The following is an 18794-nucleotide window of genomic DNA, read 5'->3' as shown; positions in this document are numbered from 1 at the left end:
GCCCCTTTAGTCTCAGAGTTTTTACCACTAAAAACTCACATCATTAAATTTGTATATAAAAAATTAAAAGGAGATTTTTCTATGAAAAATTGGAAAAAATATGCTCTAGCTTCTGCTAGCTTCTTGGCTTTCTCAGGCCTCCTAGCAGGCTGCGGTAGTCTTACCGGTAACAACCAAAAGTCATCTAAAACTGATGATGGTAAGACGGTTATCAAAATGTACCAAATCGGTGATAAACCAGATAATTTGGACAAATTGCTCGAAAATGCTAACAAGATTATCGGCAAAGAAATCGATGCTAAGTTGGATATCGAATACATCGGTTGGGGTGACTACGAACAAAAAATGAACGTTATCACTTCATCAGGTGAAAACTACGACATCGCCTTCGCTCAAAACTATGTCATCAATGCCCAAAAAGGTGCTTATGCTGACTTGACTGAGCTTTACAAAAAAGAAGGTAAAAAGCTTTACGATTCTTTAGACCCAGCTTACATCAAAGGAAACACTGTCAACGGTAAAATCTATGCTGTTCCAGTTAATGCCAATGTAACTTCTTCACAAAACTTTGCCTTCAACGGACCACTTCTTGAAAAATATGGTATCAGCGATATTTCAAATATCCATTCTTACCAAGATTTGGAACCAGTTTTGAAAGCTGCTAAAGAAAAAGATCCAAAAGTTGTTCCTTTCGCTATCGGTAAGAACTTTATCCCATCTGATAACTTTGATTATCCTGTAACTAACGGACTTCCTTTCGTTATTGACCTGGAAGGCGATACAACTAAGATTGTAAACCGTTATGAAGTTCCTCGCTTCTTGGATAGCCTCAGAACCATCCATAAATATTATCAAGCTGGCTATATTCCAAAAGACGTAGCAACTAGCGATACAGCTTATCAATTGTCTGAAGATTCTTGGTTCGTTCGTGAAGAAACAGTAGGACCTGCTGACTACGGTAACAGCTTGCTTTCTCGTGTGGCAAACCGTAAGATCGAAATCAGCCAACTGACTAAGAACTACAAGAAGAGCCAAACTACTCAAGTAGCGAACTTCGTTATCTCAAACAACTCTAAGAACAAAGAAAAATCAATGGAATTGTTGACTTTGCTTAACACAAATCCTGAATTGCTGAACGGCCTTGTATATGGTCCAGAAGGCGAAAACTGGGAAAAAGTTGAAGGTAAAGAAAACCGCGTTCGTACTTTGAAAGCCTACAATGGTAATACCCATATGTCTGGCTGGAACACAGGTAACAACTGGATTCTTTACATCAATGAAAACGTAACAGATCAACAAATCGAAGATTCTAAGAAGATTCTTGCAGAAGCACAAGAGTCACCTGCTCTTGGATTTAACTTCAATGTAGACCCAGTGAAAGCAGAAGTATCTAGCATTACGAACACAATGAAAGAATACGACACTGCTATCAACACTGGTACAGTTGATCCTGATGTTGAAATTCCTAAGATGATGGACAAACTGAAATCTGAAGGAGCATACGATAAAGTATTGAAAGAGATGCAAAAACAATACGACGAATTCCTTGCTTCTAAGAAATAAGCAACATGATGAATCCTCCTCGTCTCGTTTTGGGGAGGATTTTTCTTTTTTGGAGTGATAGGAATTTTTGTAAACGGTTAAAATGTGTTATAATTTTAGAATGTGTGGAAATTTGACCAGCAGAAAGGAAGAACGATGGGAAAATTAGTTGAGTGGATTTTTCAACGAGTTTATATGGCTATGCTTGCATCCGCAATTTTTTGGGTATTGGCTCTGTGTGGAGGTCTTGTTTTTGGACTTGCTCCAGCGGGGTGTGTGCTCATGACTTTGTTTCAGCAATATCGCTATGACTATAAAAAATATCACTGGAAGGAAGCGTGGGATCTGTTTAAAGAAAATTTCCTTGCTACAAACAAAGTGTTTTTCACTTTGCTTGTAGTGCAGGCTCTTTTATCTTATGGGATTTATCTCCTTATCCAGCTTCCTCACCAAACTATTTTCTACCTTTTATTGACGATAGCAAATCTGCTCTTTTTGCTTTTGGCACCAGCAGTATACGCAGTCTATCTGAAATTGCAGGTCTTTTTTGAGTTTTCTTATAAAAATAGCTTGAAATTATCTTTGATTGGCGTTTTTCTCAATATTTCAGCCATGTTGAAACTCTTATTAGGGACAATCTTGCTATTGATTGCCAGCTACTTCATGCCGGCTTTGCTCTTCTTTGCTTTTATTGGGCTTTGGCACTTTTTTGTTAGTGATGTTTTAGACCCAATTTACCAAACCATTCAGTCTAAGTTGATAACAGAAAAACCATGAAGAAATTTTGGCTCCATTCGTTACTAAAAGTCTATGCTGTCATTATGGTGGCTATTGTGGGATGTTTGGGTCTCATTTTGTCTTATTCTGATTGGCATAGTCGTTATAAGGAAACTGAGCAGATTGCGCAACAAGCAGTGACTCGCTTGGCTGACGAAGTGGATTATTACAATCGCCGAGCGAATCAACTGGCTCAAAGTTTAGTTGAAAATCGAGCAAAATTGGACGGGGTTTATAACTACTTTATCATGAGTCCCTCTGAGTACGCTAGCTGGCGCTTATCGGCAGATGTACCTACTTATGTTCAAGTATCCCTCCATCAAAATATCAATGATATTTATGTTGAAAATGAATTTGTTACAGGCATTGACATTGCTTTAAATGATTACAAAACTGTTTTTGTCTCTACAAGGCAAGCGAGAGGTGGCAAACAGCTTCCTGCTGAGGAATTTAGACCTGCGCGCGATGCCTTTCCAATCGCGATTTATGATAAGACAGTCGATCAAGTCATCGGAACGATTTACATTCGGATTGATGGGGAAGTCTTCAACAAGGTTGTCGATAATACGCGGGGCGATGTTCCACTCGCTCTCAGTGTCATTTCGCCTTACAAAAAAGAAATTCTGCATTTTGGTGATACAAAAGGAATTGGCCAAAATGATTGGATCAAAAAAGAAACTATCTACAATTACACTGTCCAGACAGCAGTCCCTGCGCACTATGTGATAGAGAAGACGGTTTTCAGCACTGGTTTGATTATTTTTTCTGGTCTGATTTTGGTTGGAGTTTTATATGCCGCTTTGCAGAGGATATTTCTCAATTACCAAAGGCAGGTTGTTGATATTGTGGATACACTCCATCTCATCACAGATGGTGACAATCAGAAGCGTATTGCAACAGAGACCAAGGAGCAGGAGTTGCTTCTGATTGCGACAACGACCAATACCATGTTGGATAGTCTGGACAAGAGTATTCGGGATATTTATCGTTTGGAGATTAGCCAAAAAGATGCTAATATGAGGGCCTTGCAGGCGCAAATCAATCCTCATTTTATGTACAATACCTTGGAATTTATCAGGATGTATGCGGTTATGCAGCGGCAGGAAGAGTTGGCAGATATTATCTATGAATTTAGCAGCCTGCTGAGAAATAATATCTCAGATGAATCCAGAAGTAGTTTGAAAAATGAATTGGAATTTTGTCGGAAATATAGCTATCTTTGCATGGTTCGGCATCCCAAATCAGTGGCCTATGGCTTCAAAATTGAAGAAGGCTTGGAAGAAATGATGATTCCCAAGTTTAGTATTCAGCCGCTGATTGAAAATTACTTTGCCCATGGTATCGACTACCGCAGGCAGGATAATGTTATCAGTGTCAAGGCTCAAAAGATAGACGGCGCTGTAAGGCTGATGATCCAAGACAATGGTCGAGGCATCCCAGCTGACCGTTTGGCCGAAATCCAAGACATTCTGGCCAGCCGAGAGCTAATGGATGCCCAGAATCGAGAACAGCAAAGATCCATTGGTATTCGGAATATTCATGAACGCTTCTTGCTCTTTTTTGGCGACCGTTATAGTATCCGACTGAAATCTCAAAAGGAGCAAGGAGTGACCTATATTATAGAAATTAAGGATGAATAGAAAAAGATGTACAGAGTATTACTAGTCGATGATGAATACATGATCACAGAAGGCTTGAAGGTGCTGATTCCTTTTGAAAAATGGAATATGGAGGTTGTTTCTACAGCTAATGATGCAGAAACGGCCCTCGCCTATATCAAGGACAATCCTGTGGATTTGGTCATTACCGATGTCAATATGCCAGGGATGAATGGCTTGCAGATGATTGAGCAGATGAAGAATTCCCTGCCCAATGCAGCTTTTATCATTCTTTCAGGCTATCAAGAATTTGAATATGTCAAAACCGCCCTCAATTTGCAGGTGGCAGATTATCTGGTGAAGCCAGTCGATAAGGTTGAACTGGCGGCAATCCTAGAAAAATTGGAAAGGGAATTTGACCGTTCTTCCAATAATCAACTAGATCTGATTTTTAAAGAAGAGACAAGCGAAGATGAAATAGCTACTTATCTCAAATCCTTCGATAGTGTCTGGTTGGGAGCAGCTGCTCACGAAAAAGGCCTAGTTTCAGTTCCTTATAGTATTTTAGGACAGACAGGCTATTTGTTTTTATCCTCGCAAAAGGAAGAAGCGCTCTATCTGGAAGAATTCACAGCTCCTTATAAACAAGGCCTGCAGGCTTTCAAGCTAAATCTAGAAAAAACTCTATTTTATGGAACGGTTAGTTTGCAAGAAACCAATCCGCTCTTTAGCTACTATGAGCCCATGTATCGTGTGATTATTCAAGGAAATATCGGTCAGATTTTGGACGAATTGGACTTGCTCAAGGATATCGTGCTGCAAAATACGCCTGAAGTTTCCATTACCAAACAGTTGTTCATTCAGTTTATCATGGATGTTTACCATCTGTTTCAGCATTTGAAACCAGACGATATGACAACCATTATCAAAAAGATTGAAAGCACGAATACCTTTGCAGACTTGCTGGATTATATGAAAGATCAGCTCTCAGATTTGTTCGCTCAGTATCGAATGAATGAGAATGTTGCCAATGTCTTGGAGGTGATTGGTCGTGATTATCAAAAAGACTTATCCCTAAAAGATATCAGCAAGGAACTCTATATCAATCCAGTTTATCTGGGGCAGCTAATCAAGCGTGAGACCAACTCTACTTTTGCAGAGTTGCTAAATAAGCAGCGCATCAAGGCTGCCCAGCAGCTCTTACTTGCCAAAAATGACAGTATAGAAGACGTTTGTTATGCAGTTGGCTATAGCAATGTTGGTTATTTCTATAAAGTTTTTCGGAAGCTGTGTGGCAAGTCTCCTAAGGCCTATCGGAAGCAAGTCGAGTGATGGAATCGCTAAAGTGAGTGAACCTTCATTTCTTTTCTATATTAATGCTAAAAAAAGTAGAAAAAAAGATATAGAAGAGTCAGTGTGAGAGCCTACTATTCGTGATATAATCAAGCAGAAAGAACTTACAATATGATAAAGGAGTTAGGAGAAGCTTATGGTTGAATTAAATCTAAAAAATATTTATAAGAAGTATCCAAATAGTGAGCACTATTCTGTTGAAGACTTTAATTTGGACATTAAGGACAAGGAATTTATCGTTTTCGTCGGTCCGTCAGGATGTGGGAAATCCACAACGCTGCGTATGATTGCGGGTCTTGAGGATATCACAGAAGGAACAGCGTCAATTGACGGTAAAGTGGTCAACGATGTGGCGCCGAAAGACCGCGATATTGCCATGGTCTTCCAGAACTATGCCCTCTATCCGCACATGACAGTCTACGACAACATGGCGTTCGGATTGAAATTGCGCAAGTACAGCAAGGAAGATATTGACAAACGGGTGCAAGAAGCAGCTGAAATCCTTGGTTTGAAAGAATTCTTGGATCGCAAGCCAGCGGACTTGTCAGGTGGTCAACGTCAGCGTGTTGCCATGGGTCGCGCTATCGTGCGTGATGCAAAGGTTTTCCTAATGGACGAGCCTTTGTCAAACTTGGATGCGAAGCTGCGGGTGTCCATGCGGGCTGAGATTGCCAAAATCCATCGCCGTATCGGAGCAACAACCATCTACGTTACCCACGACCAGACAGAAGCGATGACGCTTGCAGACCGCATTGTTATCATGTCAGCAACCAAGAACCCTGCTGGAACTGGAACCATTGGTCGAGTAGAGCAGATCGGTAGCCCACAAGAAGTCTACAGAAATCCAGTCAACAAGTTTGTGGCAGGCTTCATTGGTAGCCCGGCGATGAACTTTATCACTGTGACACTTGAGGGAAATCAAATTGTTGCCGATGGCTTGCGTTTGACAGTGCCAGAAGGAACACTGAAGGTGTTGCGTGAGAAGGGTTATGACGGCAAGAAGTTGATCTTTGGTATTCGTCCAGAAGACATCAATACAGAACCTGCCTTCTTAGAGACCTTTCCAGATTCTGTGGTTCATGCGACCATCTCTGTCTCTGAGCTTTTGGGTTCTGAGTCTCACCTTTACTGCCAAGTTGGCGACAGTGAGTTTATCGCGCGGGTAGATGCTCGTGACTACTCAGAAACAGGTGCTGGAATTGACCTTGGTTTTGACCTAAACAAGGCGCATTTCTTTGATTTCGAAACAGAGAAAACAGTTTATTAATCAGTAAAAATGATGAAGCGTAGACAATTTGTCTGCGTTTTTTGAATGAACTTTTAGTTTTCCAAATCAAAAATGTCTTTAATCAGTGGAGAAATTTGAATAGACTGTTGCTTTCTTTTTGCAGAAGGTCCTTATATAATGAAGTGTAAAGATAAATCGAGAGGTAAATAAAATATGATTCAATTTCCAAAAGGTTTCGTCTGGGGATCTTCTACATCGGGTCCGCAAACAGAAGGTCGGATTTCAGGAGATGGAAAGGGAGACAACCTTTGGGACTATTGGTTTAGCCAAGAACCCCATCGTTTCTATAACGAAATTGGTCCTGCCAAGGCATCCACTTTTTATGAAAATTGGGAGCAAGATATCGACCTTTTAGTCGAAACAGGCCACACGGCCTTTCGGACGTCTATCCAATGGTCACGGATTTTTCCAGATGGTCGTGGTCCAGTCAATCAAGTCGGTGTTGACTTCTACCGCAAGGTTTTTGAAAGAATCAAGGCCAAGGGCATTCGCTTGATTGTCAATCTGTATCATTTTGATCTGCCCTTTGCCTTGCAGGAAGAGCAAGAAGGCTGGGAAAGTTTAGATACAGTCCATGCTTATGTAGACTATGCTCGTTTCTGCTTTGAAAGCTACGGTGACTTGGTGGATCAGTGGGTGACCTTTAACGAGCCTATCGTACCAGTTGAGTTTGGCTATTTCTACGATGGACATTATCCTAATAAAGTGGACGCTCGGGCTGCGGTTAAGGTGGCTTATCATACCCAGCTAGCTAGTTCTTTAGCAGTGAAAGCCTGTCATGAGGTTGGAGCAGACTACAAAATCGGTATTATCCTAAACCTGACACCTGCTTATCCACGCAGCCAGCATCCGGCGGACTTGAAGGCCGCTCGCATTGCCGAGCTCTTCCAAGCCAAGTCTTTCTTGGATCCATCTGTTTTGGGGCATTATCCAGCAGAGCTAGTTGATCTTTTGCGTGAGCATGATCTTTTACCAGCTACGACTGAGGAGCAGTTGCAAGCGATTCGGGAAAATACGGTCGACTTTTTGGGTGTCAATTACTATCAGCCTCTGCGGGTTGCAGCGCCCAAGTATTTGAAACATCCAGAGTCGCCGCTTCTGCCAGATCATTTCTATGAGCCTTATGTTATGCTTGGCCGCAAGATTAATCCTCACCGTGGCTGGGAAATCTATGAACAAGGAATCTACGATATTGCACAAAACATCAAGGAAAACTATGGCAATATTGAGTGGATGCTGACGGAAAATGGCATGGGCGTCGAGGGTGAAGAGAAATTCCGTGAAAATGGCATGATCCAAGACGATTACCGGATTGACTTTGTTAAAGGCCATCTGCGCCAGCTCCATCGTGCCATCCAGGACGGGGCCAACTGTACAGGTTATCTCATGTGGACCTTTATCGATTGCTGGTCTTGGCTCAATAGCTATAAGAACCGCTACGGTTTGATCGAGCTCAATCTAGAAACCCAAGAACGGACTATCAAAAAATCAGGGCACTGGTTCAAAGAATTAAGCCAAAACAATGGCTTTGAGTAAGTCTGTTCATCCATTCAGCCTATATAAGATAGGGCAGCTTCCCAACTAATCTTCTGATCGATTTCAGGAGAGCAGCTTAGGGCATCCCGTTCGAATAATAGAATCTAGCCTCAGACTAGGTTCTATTATTTTTTATCTTGTGAGTAGATCTAGTTTATAAAAGCTGTCTTCTAAAATGAAACTGGGAGGTGCCTTTCTTCGCATTTTGAATTAGGAAGGAAGAAGTGACCAGAGACTTGCTGTATCAAACTACTATCCTTAGATTTGCTGCTCATTCTATAGGTTTCCTTTGTTTTGAAAAAAGCGTGAAAAAATGCTATAATGACTAAGATGTGCAAACTCTGTTTGCAAAACTGTAATTCGACTTGGCTTGCCAAGGACCGTTAGTAATAAAATCAAGGAATCTTTGATAAAGGAGATTCTAAAATCGATAGGAGTAAAAATGAGTAAAAGCACGATTAAGCTGATTACTTTGGGTGGCGTTCGTGAGAATGGGAAAAATCTCTACGTCGCCGAAGTGGATGATTCCATTTTTGTATTGGATGCTGGGCTCAAGTACCCAGAAAATGAGCAGTTGGGAGTAGATGTAGTCATTCCCAACATGGATTATTTGTTTGAAAATAAAGACCGGATTGCAGGTGTCTTTCTGACCCACGGTCATGCGGATGCCATCGGTGCGCTGCCCTATCTTTTGACAGAAGCCAAGGTACCGGTTTTCGGTTCGGAGTTGACAATTGAGCTAGCCAAGCTCTTTGTTAAAAGCAATGACGCTGTGAAGAAATTCAATGATTTTCATGTTATCGATGAAAATACCGAAATTGAATTTGGCGAAACGGTTGTCTCTTTCTTCCGGACGACCCACTCGATTCCAGAGAGTCTGGGAATCGTGGTCAAGACGCGTGAAGGCAATATTGTTTATACGGGAGATTTCAAGTTTGACCAATCTGCCAGCGAATCTTATGCGACAGATTTTGGCCGTTTAGCTGAGATTGGCCGTGAGGGCGTTTTAGCTTTGCTAAGCGATTCAGCCAACGCTGATAGCACTGTGCAAGTAGCTAGTGAGAGCGAGGTTGGCCGTGAGATTACGGACACGATTTCGGATTGGGATGGCCGTGTCATCGTAGCAGCAGTTGCCAGCAACCTGTCTCGGATTCAGCAGGTCTTTGAAGCTGCGGCAGAAACAGGTCGTCGCGTCGTTTTGACAGGTTTTGATATTGAAAATATCGTCCGTACGGCTATTCGCCTCAAGAAATTATCCTTGGCGGATGAGCGCCTGTTGATCAAGCCTAAGGAAATGTCTAAGTTTGAGGACCACGAGCTGATTATCTTGGAGACGGGTCGGATGGGCGAGCCTATTAATGGTCTACGCAAGATGTCCATCGGTCGTCACCGTTATGTAGAAATCAAAGACGGAGACTTGGTTTACATCGTTACAACGCCATCTATTGCCAAGGAAGCAGTCGTAGCGCGTGTGGAAAACATGATTTACCAAGCTGGTGGCGTGGTCAAGCTGATTACCCAAAACTTGCGTGTATCTGGCCATGCCAATGCACGTGACTTGCAGCTCATGCTCAATTTATTGCAACCCAAGTACCTCTTCCCGATTCAGGGAGAATACCGCGGACTGGATGCCCATGCTAAGGCAGCCATGGAAGTCGGGATTTTACCAGAAAATATCTTGATACCGAAGCGTGGTAGCGTCATGTCCTACGAAAATGGCGACTTTGTGCCAGCTGGAGCAGTGTCAGCAGGCGATGTCATGATTGATGGAAATGCCATCGGCGATGTGGGCAATATCGTCCTACGTGACCGTAAGGTTCTGTCTGAAGACGGTATCTTTATCGTGGCGCTCACGGTCAATCGTAAGGAGAAGAAAATCATTTCCAAAGCCAAGGTTCATACTCGTGGATTTGTCTATGTCAAGAAGAGTCGTGACATCCTGCGGGAGAGCACTGACCTGATCAATAAGACAGTGGAAGACTATCTGGCTCAGGATAACTTTGACTGGGGCGAGCTTAAGGGAACAGTCCGTGATAGTTTGGCCAAGTTCCTCTTCGAGCAAACCAAACGACGGCCGGCTATTCTTCCGGTTGTCATGGAAGTTCGCTAGAGTCACTCGAGGGAGTAACTTTCCCAGTATTTTGCAGAGAGAAAGTCGAATATCGGCTTTTTCTTATCTTTTGGCGGTCGCAGAACAGGCTTTGCTTTCGGAGTGTGGCTGGCTGTGCTGCATGGTCAAGAACAGTAGTTTTTACAAGAGGAGAAAAAAGATGGCAGTGATGCAGATAGAATATTATTCAGAAGCCTTGGAGATGGAGTGGGGAGTCAATGTCCTCTATCCAGATGCGTCGCGCGTGGACAAGCCAGATGATAAGGATATTCCTGTTTTGTATCTGCTTCATGGTATGAACGGTAATCACAATAGCTGGCTTAAGCGCTCAAATATCGAACGTCTGGTTCGCTCGACTAACTTGATTGTTGTCATGCCGAATACCAGCAATGGCTGGTACACCGATACTCAATACGGTTTTAACTATTACGAGGCTATCGCTGAAGAGCTACCACGGGTGCTCAAGCGCTTTTTCCCCAATATGTCTGACAAGCGAGAGAAGAATTTTATCGCTGGTCTTTCCATGGGCGGATACGGATCCTTTAAGCTGGCTCTCAAGTCTAACCGTTTTTCATACGCGGCTAGTCTTTCAGGGGCTTTGAGTTTTCTTGATAGTCGTCCAGATAATGCTGAAATAGCAACACCAGCCTATTGGCGAGGAGTTTTTGGAGACTTTAAAGACTGGACCAGTAGCCCCCATTCACTGGAAAGTATAGCCAAGCAATCTGATAAAAAGACTAAGCTTTGGGCATGGTGCGGTGAAGAGGATTTTCTCTACGAGGCCAATCAGGTGGCTGTGAAAAATCTGCAAGACTTGGGCTTGGATATTACTTACAGCCACAGTCCTGGCAACCATGAATGGTACTACTGGGAAAAGCAGATGGAGCAGGTTTTAGCTTGGCTGCCAATTGACTTTGTCCTCGAAGAAAGACTGTCTTAAAAAATCATGCGATTCAGCGGATTCTGGGTCGAGAATGTGATATAATAATAACGTTTGAATACGAAAGCAGGGGCAAGACCTTCCTGCTATTCCCAAATAGGAGATCGAAAATTGACAAAAGATATTCGAGTGCGTTATGCACCAAGTCCGACGGGACTTTTACACATCGGAAATGCGCGGACCGCGCTCTTTAACTACCTCTATGCTCGTCACCACGGTGGAACCTTTATCATCCGTATTGAAGATACAGACCGCAAGCGCCATGTCGAAGATGGTGAACGTTCACAGCTTGAAAACCTTCGTTGGTTGGGCATGGATTGGGATGAAAGCCCTGAAACACATGAAAACTATCGCCAATCAGAACGTTTGGAATTGTATCAAAAATACATTGACCAATTGCTAGCCGAAGGCAAGGCCTACAAATCTTATGTTACAGAAGAAGAATTGGCTGCTGAGCGCGAATGCCAAGAAGCAGCTGGCGAAACACCTCGCTACATCAACGAATACCTTGGCATGAGCGAAGAAGAAAAAGCAGCTTACATCGCAGAACGCGAAGCAGCGGCTATCATTCCAACGGTTCGTCTGGCTGTCAATGAAGCTGGTATCTACAAGTGGACTGATATGGTCAAGGGCGATATTGAGTTTGAAGGTGGCAATATTGGTGGTGACTGGGTGATCCAAAAGAAAGATGGTTACCCAACTTACAATTTTGCCGTTGTCATCGATGACCACGATATGCAAATCTCTCATGTTATCCGTGGTGACGACCATATTGCCAATACACCTAAGCAGCTTATGGTTTATGAAGCGCTTGGTTGGGAAGCACCAGAGTTTGGCCACATGACCCTGATTATCAATTCTGAAACTGGTAAAAAGTTGTCTAAACGCGATACCAACACTCTCCAGTTTATCGAAGACTACCGCAAAAAGGGCTACCTACCAGAAGCAGTCTTTAACTTTATCGCACTTCTTGGTTGGAATCCTGGTGGGGAAGACGAAATTTTCTCTCGTGAAGAACTCATCAAACTCTTCGATGAAAACCGTCTCAGCAAATCTCCAGCTGCCTTTGATCAGAAAAAGATGGACTGGATGAGCAATGAGTACATCAAGAATGCGGATTTTGAGACAATCTTTGAAATGGCAAAACCATTCTTGGAGGAAGCAGGACGCTTGACCGACAAGGCTGAAAAAATGGTAGAACTCTACAAACCACAAATGAAGTCAGTAGATGAGATTGTGCCATTGACAGACCTTTTCTTCTCAGATTTCCCAGAATTGACGGAAGCAGAGAAAGAAGTGATGGCCGGCGAAACAGTTCCAGTCGTTTTGGAAACTTTCAAAGCAAAACTGGAAGCAATGACAGATGAAGAATTTGTGACAGAAAACATCTTCCCACAAATCAAAGCAGTCCAAAAAGAAACAGGTATCAAGGGCAAAAACCTCTTCATGCCAATTCGTATCGCTGTTTCAGGTGAAATGCATGGTCCAGAGTTGCCAGATACCATTTACCTATTAGGCCGCGAAAAATCTATCCAGCATATCGACAATATGTTGAAAAAAATTCAATAAGATAAGCCAGCTTTCGAGCTGGTTTTTGCTTTCTAAAAAGCTGTATTTATGTTACAATAATGTTACAAGAACAAGAAAATATTGCGAGGTGCTAAAGATGAAAAAATGGATGATTCTCTTGGCTGGAACTCTGGTGGCATCGTCTGTGTTAGTGGCCTGCGGTCAAAAGAAAGACCAGCCGACTTCGCCTTCTAGCAGTTCCAAAGTTAGCTCGACCTCGACCAGCTCGGCTTCTTCCAAAAAGTCTGAGACGCGCAAAAGTTCGACAGAGCTTTCTACCGAAACAAGTAGTTCGGACACTTCTATCTCTAGCAGTCAGGAGCCTTCGGAGCCAGCAACTAAGGAGTCTTCTGCTAAGTCAGAAAGCAAGGTGGAAAAAGAGCCTGCCGCAACCTCTAATTTAGATATGCAGGCCATTGCTTCTGGGGATTTTTCTAGCATGGCTGGTACTTGGAAAGATGCCAATGGTGTCACTTATACATTTGATGCCAAGGGACTGGTGTCAGATGTTGCCAAGTTGGAGCTGGTTTACGCTGGTCTGGATGAAAATGGAATTTATCGCACAAATATTCGTTGGCATAATCTTACAGGTGCTGCCCTGTCTATTATTCCAGCAGGGAAAAAGCTGCCAGCAGGAGAGACTGTTAGCGGGCAGGATCCGACTGATAGCAGTCGAGATCGCTTCATTATTGCCCAAGGTATCTCAGAGCACCCAGACGTTTTTTACCGTGTAAAATGAGAGTGGGACAGAAATCGGTAATTCGTTAGAATTCGGTTTCGTCGTCCCACCTCCGCACAGTTGAGTAGGGCTATAAAAGCTGATGCAGTCAGCGTAATAGAGTCCACTCAACCACTGCGTCTTGCTCGATAATCCAAATACAATTGAGAGGCTAGGACTTTTGTCCCGGACTCTTTTTTGGAGCTGAGCGGTCGGTTTCTTCTCTCCAAACTACTTCTTTCATTCGGTAAAACTATTCAAAAAGAGGGCTCGTCTTGCACCTAGCCCTTATTGGCTTTTTGGGAAAATATGGTATAATAGAGTTAATTTTGGTGGATGGAGTTGAGTTTTGAGAAAAAACTATCGCGTCAAGAGCGAAAAAGATTTCAAGGCGATTTTTAAAGCTGGGCAGAATTTTGCCAATCGAAAGTTTGTCGTTTATAAATTAGAAAAAGAACAGCGCCATTTTCGAGTGGGGATTTCAGTCAGTAAAAAGCTGGGCAATGCAGTTGTCCGCAATAGTATCAAAAGAAAGATTCGTCATGTCTTGATTCAGCATCGGGCAGACTTGACCAAGGATGACTTTGTTGTTATTGCTCGTAAGGGAGTTGAAACTCTAGACTACCATCAAGTGGAACAAAATTTATTGCATGTCTTAAAAGTTGCAAGAATTTATCAGGAAGGATTTGTTTGTGAAAAAGAAGAGTAAGATAGGATTTCTTTTAGCGGCTTCGCTGCTTATTCTGACGGCTTGTGGCACCAGCGAAGTGACCGCTAATTCAAGTGATTTTTGGGAGAAATTAGTTTATTTCTTTGCGGAGATGATTCAATTCTTGTCCTTCAATGGAAGTACAGGAATCGGGATTATTCTTTTTACCTTGATTATTCGGACAGTCTTGTTGCCAGTCTTTCAATTTCAGACGACCTCATCCAGAAAGATGCAGGAAGTTCAGCCCCATATCAAGAAGCTTCAGGAAAAATATCCGGGCAAAGATATGGATAGTAGAGCAGCTTTGGCAGAGGAAACCAGCAAGCTTTATAAAGAAATGGGAGTCAATCCCTATGCCGCTTTTCTTCCCTTATTTATCCAAATGCCAGTGCTTGTAGCACTTTTTCAAGCTCTGACACGGGTTGAATTTTTGAAAACAGGTCACTTCCTCTGGCTTAATCTAGGAACAACAGATCCGACCTTTATCCTACCTATTCTCGCTGCTCTCTTTACTTTCTTTAGCACTTGGCTATCTAATAAGGCTTTGCCAGAGAAAAATGGTGGGACGGCAGTGATGACCTACCTAATGCCGGTATTGATTTTCTTCTTTGCGGTGTATGCAGCCAGCGGGGTCGCTCTTTACTGGACAGTTTCTAACGCTTATCAAGTCGGTCAGACCCTACTTTTGAGCAATCCTTTTAAGATTATTGCTGAACGTGAAGCGAAGGCAAAGGCGGAGCGCCAATTGGAAATGAAGAAAAAACGTGCTCTTCAAAAAGCACAGAAAAAGAAAAAGTAAAAAGGAGGACTCTTGCAGATGGTTATTTTTACAGGAGCAAGTGTTGAAGAAGCGATTCAAAATGGACTAAAAACGCTGGATATCCCACGAATGAGAGCACATATTACCGTTGTTTCGCGTGAAAAGAAAGGTTTTCTCGGTTTATTTGGCAAGAAACCTGCGCAGGTAGATGTGGAGCCGATTGCTGAAACGACTGTGGCCAAGGCCAACCAACAGGCGGTAAAAGGAGTTCCTGAGGAAATCAATGCACAAAACGAGCCAGTACAAAGTGTCAGTGAAGCAACAGTCGACTTAGGGCGAGTGGTGACGGCTATCAAGAAGGCCGAAGACGAAGGTGAAGTTGTTTCAGAAAAAATCAAGGCTGAAATTCTTAAAAACGATAAAGACGCTAGTACCATTCTGGAAGAAACAGGTGCAATTGATTTCTTAAAGACCAGTCAAGCGGTTGATGAAGCACAGACTCAGAAAGATTCAGAGGAAGATAGCTCTTTAGCAGAAGTGGCACCTAGTCAGCAAGAGACAGCTGAGTCATCCTTCTTTGACTTGGGAATCCAGGTTGAGGATGATTGTGATATTGAGGAAGTTGTCGCAAGTGTGACTGCATATGTGCAAAAGATTGTGGATGAAATGGATGTTGAAGCGACTCTTTCTAGCAGCCACAATCGCCGAACAATCAATATGCAAATTGATACGAATGAGCCAGGGCGCGTGATTGGTTACCACGGTAAAGTCTTGAAAGCCTTGCAGCTGTTGGCTCAGAATTATCTTTACAATCAATATTCCAAGAGCTTCTACATTTCTATCAATGTAAATGACTACGTGGAGCATCGTGCAGAAGTTTTGCAAAGCTATGCGCAAAAATTGGCTCAGCGTGCTCTAGAGGACCGTCGCAGCCAGCATACGGATCCTATGTCTAATAGTGAACGTAAAATCATCCACCGGATTATCTCAAGAATTGATGGTGTGACAAGCTATTCAGAAGGCGATGAGCCTAACCGCTACGTTGTTGTAGATATTGATTCGGAATAAATCTTAACCAGCTGCTCAGCTGGTTTTTAGATACAGAAAGGAGAAAATTCTATGTCACTTTTTCCAGCTATTGAGTCGTTTTTGACTGTTCAAGGAAGTAAATACATTTCACCAGATAAGGCAGGGGAACTGCGAGAGACAATGTTGGATTTGAAAGCTAGAGGTCAGGCTGCTCGGCAGGAGTTTGCGAACTTAGTCCGAGACTTTCAGGCTCTCTATCCTAAGCTGAGTCTGGAGCGGACCAGCAATTGGCTGAATCAGGCTCAGATTTTACGCCCACACTTTTGGAATTATCTAAGAGGCTATGGGGACATCACAGAGCCCATGTTCGCTCTGCGCTTGTATGGAACTGCAGAAGATTTTGGAGTGTCGCTGGAGGTAAGCTTTATGGAGCGTAAGAAAGACGATCACAGTCTCAGCAAGCAAAATCGGGTGCTGAATCTGCCCATTCAGCCGCCAGCTTACTATTTTGCCCAGATAGATGGCGTGAGTCAACGCTTCGAAGCTACGGAGGCAAATAGGCAGCATCTAAGACAGGAGGTGGCTGCTGGGCTAGTCCGCAAGGTTTTGATCAAATATGACGTCAATCTTTCCCAAGCTACAAGCAAGCAGCAAGTTCTGTCGGAGCTTGAGCAGGCTATGACTGCCTTGATTCCCTTCTATGAAGCGACACGATTTGAATGATTTCGTTTCCAAAAAGAAACAATTGGTCCAATACTATTGACAAACAGGAGAGAATCCGATAGAATAGTAAAGTATGTTTAGTAACTGATCACTTTATAGCCGGCTAAACGAATACAAAATCTATGAGGAGGTATTCATCGTGAAACGTACTTATCAACCAAGTAAACTTCGTCGTGCGCGCAAACACGGATTCCGTAACCGTATGTCAACTAAAAACGGTCGTCGCGTATTGGCAGCTCGTCGTCGTAAAGGACGCAAAGTTTTGGCTGCATAATCCAAACGATTACCATAAAGAAACCAGTGGAGACTCGAGACCGCTGGTTTTTCTATTGTTCTTGATAAAATAGGCTTTTATGGTTTAAGGGTGGCTAGTATTGCTATGAAGAAATGAGACTCAGAGAGTCCGTGCCGGATAGGAACTTAACGTGAAAGGGAAAGTAAGCGAGATGGTTTGGGAGTTTCTAGGTGTATCTTATCTAGTTTGAATAAAAGAAAAGAGAGTGGGACAGAAATCGGTAATTCGTTAGAATTCGATTTCGTCATCCCACCTCCGCACAGTTGAGTAGGGCTGTAAAAGCTGATGAAATCAGCGTAGTAGAGCCCACTCAACCACTGCGTCTTGCTCGACAATCCAAAGACAATTGAGAGGCTAGGACTTTTGTCCCAGCCTCTTTTTGATAATTATTTTGATAATTATATTGGCATATAAGTATGCTCTCTATCAAGCGGCTAAGAGCAGAGGATAGAGATAGCAGAGCAGCGTGAAACTAATAAGGGCGTAGAAGATACCGATTCGGATCGCTTGGATGGGCTTGTAGAAACGAATTAGGGTCAGGATACACCAGACCAGTAGAACAAGGATAAACCAAGCTGAAATCAGGCGCAATGGTGTTGGGCCATAAAGATAGATATAGATGCCAAAGAGTTTCCAGCCAGCAAGCAAGGCCAGTAAAAATGCGAAAATAAAGAGAATAGTGCTGGCTAGTCGAGTGCCTTTTTGGTCCCAGAGAGGTTTTTGGGCCAGCAAATAAAAGGCGGCTAAGACAGCGAAATTTAGAAGTGATACACGAACGAGCTGCCAGAAACCAGCAACAGCTACGGTTGAGGCATTTTGTGGAGAAATGGTTTGGAGGCTAGTGCCAGCACTAAGGAGTTCGCTTAATTCTCCTAAACCAACGAGGAAAAAGAGAGCGTAGGTCAGGCAGAGGCTGCCGATGATGATATAGGCTGTAAAAGCAGGAAACATTCGCAGTGGCTGAATTTTATTTTGGAAGCTTTGATAGGTAACTTTGATATTCTTTTGATTCAGTAAGCTGCCAACAATCAGACTGTAGAGATAGAGGCTGATAGGTAGGGCCAAGAAGAGGCGAAGAGCGATGGCGTCTGTATCAAGATTTGAAAAGATCAAGTCAAAGAAAAGATGCAAGGCATCAGCTGTATCACTAAAGAAAAGAGCAAATCGATCAGAGACTTGGCTGAGTTGTGACCAAACGAAGAAGACAAGCATACCAGCAATAAGAAGGCTGCTTGCGATCATCGTACTTTGGAGTGTTTTTCTCGAAGAATCGCTGTCTTCAGTAGTTGCATCTGAAGCCTTATCACTCAGAGCAAAGACCTGAAGACCAGCGAAAAAGTTTTTAAAAGGTAGAATTAGAAAGGCCTGAATGCTATCGTACCAAACCATGATCCCCAAGCGACCTTGATTGAGCCAACCCGTCCGTGACAGGATATAAAAAGAAAAGGAGATGTGGAGAGTCAAAGCTTGAAAAATCTCTAATTGCGGGTGAAAGCCCCAGATACTGAGAGCCAGTGCCTGAGTCAGGCTGAGAATCAGGAAAAGCTTGGACTCGAGCCTAGCAGAGGCATCCTTTTCGATTTGAGGCAAGCTTGTCGGCGTTTTTCTTACTAACCACTCGGTCAGGCTAATTAGACCAATCGCAATAGGAAAAAAGTAAATGGTCTTGTTGCCGTCAATGGCAACTGTATAAAAGTAGGCCAAGAAATAGAGAATGAGAGAGCTGATTCTAAAATTCTTCAGTTCCTTTATATTTAAAGCTGTGAAGATGCTTTTTCGTTCTTGGTCTTTTTCAAAAGGAAGGTAGGGTTGTCCCGTCATCTGTCCTTGTGATGGTGTTTCCATGT

Annotated in this window: 16 protein-coding genes; 15 read left to right on the top strand and 1 reads right to left on the bottom strand. The window is 43.0% G+C overall.

What is annotated here, in order from left to right; genetic code table 11:
- Nucleotides 1–81 precede the first annotated feature (81 nt).
- The 15 genes from HMPREF9960_RS02140 to rpmH all read left to right on the top strand — a co-directional run bounded on the left by HMPREF9960_RS02140 (nucleotide 82) and on the right by rpmH (nucleotide 16926).
- A complete protein-coding gene (locus HMPREF9960_RS02140; protein ID WP_005591629.1) occupies nucleotides 82–1563 on the top strand; it encodes an ABC transporter substrate-binding protein in 1482 nt (493 codons plus the stop codon).
- 135 nt (nucleotides 1564–1698) lie between these two features.
- Complete coding sequence (locus tag HMPREF9960_RS02135) at nucleotides 1699–2319, top strand: DUF624 domain-containing protein (RefSeq protein WP_005592124.1); 621 nt, start codon at nucleotides 1699–1701, stop codon at nucleotides 2317–2319.
- Entirely contained in the window at nucleotides 2316–3959 is a 1644-nt protein-coding gene (locus HMPREF9960_RS02130; RefSeq protein ID WP_005591631.1) for a sensor histidine kinase, read from the top strand. Before HMPREF9960_RS02135 ends, HMPREF9960_RS02130 begins: the two co-directional genes overlap by 4 nt.
- Nucleotides 3960–3965: 6 nt before the next feature.
- A complete protein-coding gene (locus HMPREF9960_RS02125; RefSeq protein ID WP_005591632.1) occupies nucleotides 3966–5249 on the top strand; it encodes a response regulator transcription factor in 1284 nt (427 codons plus the stop codon).
- A 157-nt stretch (nucleotides 5250–5406) separates the two neighbouring features.
- Entirely contained in the window at nucleotides 5407–6537 is a 1131-nt protein-coding gene (locus HMPREF9960_RS02120) for an ABC transporter ATP-binding protein (protein WP_005591633.1), read from the top strand.
- 174 nt (nucleotides 6538–6711) lie between these two features.
- The gene (locus tag HMPREF9960_RS02115; protein ID WP_005591634.1) at nucleotides 6712–8094 is read left to right on the top strand and encodes a glycoside hydrolase family 1 protein; all 1383 of its coding nucleotides are present in this window, start codon (nucleotides 6712–6714) and stop codon (nucleotides 8092–8094) included.
- 442 nt (nucleotides 8095–8536) lie between these two features.
- Nucleotides 8537–10204 (top strand): ribonuclease J, encoded by a 1668-nt coding sequence (locus HMPREF9960_RS02110; protein WP_005592096.1) that lies wholly within the window; start codon nucleotides 8537–8539, stop codon nucleotides 10202–10204.
- A gap of 160 nt (nucleotides 10205–10364) precedes the next feature.
- On the top strand, nucleotides 10365–11144 hold the full coding sequence (locus HMPREF9960_RS02105; RefSeq protein WP_005592071.1) for an alpha/beta hydrolase: 780 nt from the start codon (nucleotides 10365–10367) through the stop codon (nucleotides 11142–11144).
- A 111-nt stretch (nucleotides 11145–11255) separates the two neighbouring features.
- Nucleotides 11256–12713, top strand: a complete 1458-nt coding sequence (gene gltX / locus HMPREF9960_RS02100; protein ID WP_005591637.1) for a glutamate--tRNA ligase — start codon at nucleotides 11256–11258, stop codon at nucleotides 12711–12713.
- Between the two features lie 97 nt (nucleotides 12714–12810).
- Nucleotides 12811–13452, top strand: coding sequence for a DUF6287 domain-containing protein (locus HMPREF9960_RS02095; RefSeq protein ID WP_005591638.1), 642 nt, complete (start codon nucleotides 12811–12813; stop codon nucleotides 13450–13452).
- Between the two features lie 328 nt (nucleotides 13453–13780).
- The gene (rnpA, locus tag HMPREF9960_RS02090; RefSeq protein WP_005591639.1) at nucleotides 13781–14140 is read left to right on the top strand and encodes a ribonuclease P protein component; all 360 of its coding nucleotides are present in this window, start codon (nucleotides 13781–13783) and stop codon (nucleotides 14138–14140) included.
- Nucleotides 14124–14939: a YidC/Oxa1 family membrane protein insertase gene (locus HMPREF9960_RS02085; protein WP_005592102.1), complete on the top strand. Its 816-nt coding sequence runs from the start codon at nucleotides 14124–14126 to the stop codon at nucleotides 14937–14939. Before rnpA ends, HMPREF9960_RS02085 begins: the two co-directional genes overlap by 17 nt.
- Nucleotides 14940–14957: 18 nt before the next feature.
- A complete protein-coding gene (jag, locus tag HMPREF9960_RS02080; RefSeq protein ID WP_005591641.1) occupies nucleotides 14958–15968 on the top strand; it encodes an RNA-binding cell elongation regulator Jag/EloR in 1011 nt (336 codons plus the stop codon).
- Nucleotides 15969–16019: 51 nt separating this feature from the next.
- The gene (locus HMPREF9960_RS02075) at nucleotides 16020–16652 is read left to right on the top strand and encodes a hypothetical protein (RefSeq protein WP_005591642.1); all 633 of its coding nucleotides are present in this window, start codon (nucleotides 16020–16022) and stop codon (nucleotides 16650–16652) included.
- A gap of 139 nt (nucleotides 16653–16791) precedes the next feature.
- A complete protein-coding gene (rpmH, locus tag HMPREF9960_RS09915) occupies nucleotides 16792–16926 on the top strand; it encodes a 50S ribosomal protein L34 (RefSeq protein WP_000831905.1) in 135 nt (44 codons plus the stop codon).
- A 447-nt stretch (nucleotides 16927–17373) separates the two neighbouring features.
- Here the strand turns inward: rpmH and HMPREF9960_RS02070 are convergent, their stop codons facing one another.
- Nucleotides 17374–18792, bottom strand: coding sequence for a DUF4153 domain-containing protein (locus HMPREF9960_RS02070; protein ID WP_005591643.1), 1419 nt, complete (start codon nucleotides 18790–18792; stop codon nucleotides 17374–17376).
- Nucleotides 18793–18794: the final 2 nt, after the last annotated feature.

It is taken from the genome of Streptococcus cristatus ATCC 51100, assembly GCF_000222765.1.
GTDB lineage: Bacteria > Bacillota > Bacilli > Lactobacillales > Streptococcaceae > Streptococcus > Streptococcus cristatus.
Note: the sequence above shows the minus strand (reverse complement) of the source record. Positions and strands in the feature narration are given on the sequence as shown.

Bases quoted from the DNA above. Each gene is read 5' to 3' on its own strand.
- HMPREF9960_RS02140 (WP_005591629.1), top strand. From the start codon at position 82: ATGAAAAATTGGAAAAAATATGCTCTAGCTTCTGCTAGCTTCTTGGCT.
- HMPREF9960_RS02135 (WP_005592124.1), top strand. From the start codon at position 1,699: ATGGGAAAATTAGTTGAGTGGATTTTTCAACGAGTTTATATGGCTATG.
- HMPREF9960_RS02130 (WP_005591631.1), top strand. From the start codon at position 2,316: ATGAAGAAATTTTGGCTCCATTCGTTACTAAAAGTCTATGCTGTCATT.
- HMPREF9960_RS02125 (WP_005591632.1), top strand. From the start codon at position 3,966: ATGTACAGAGTATTACTAGTCGATGATGAATACATGATCACAGAAGGC.
- HMPREF9960_RS02120 (WP_005591633.1), top strand. From the start codon at position 5,407: ATGGTTGAATTAAATCTAAAAAATATTTATAAGAAGTATCCAAATAGT.
- HMPREF9960_RS02115 (WP_005591634.1), top strand. From the start codon at position 6,712: ATGATTCAATTTCCAAAAGGTTTCGTCTGGGGATCTTCTACATCGGGT.
- HMPREF9960_RS02110 (WP_005592096.1), top strand. From the start codon at position 8,537: ATGAGTAAAAGCACGATTAAGCTGATTACTTTGGGTGGCGTTCGTGAG.
- HMPREF9960_RS02105 (WP_005592071.1), top strand. From the start codon at position 10,365: ATGGCAGTGATGCAGATAGAATATTATTCAGAAGCCTTGGAGATGGAG.
- HMPREF9960_RS02095 (WP_005591638.1), top strand. From the start codon at position 12,811: ATGAAAAAATGGATGATTCTCTTGGCTGGAACTCTGGTGGCATCGTCT.
- jag (WP_005591641.1), top strand. From the start codon at position 14,958: ATGGTTATTTTTACAGGAGCAAGTGTTGAAGAAGCGATTCAAAATGGA.
- HMPREF9960_RS02075 (WP_005591642.1), top strand. From the start codon at position 16,020: ATGTCACTTTTTCCAGCTATTGAGTCGTTTTTGACTGTTCAAGGAAGT.
- HMPREF9960_RS02070 (WP_005591643.1), bottom strand. From the start codon at position 18,792: ATGGAAACACCATCACAAGGACAGATGACGGGACAACCCTACCTTCCT.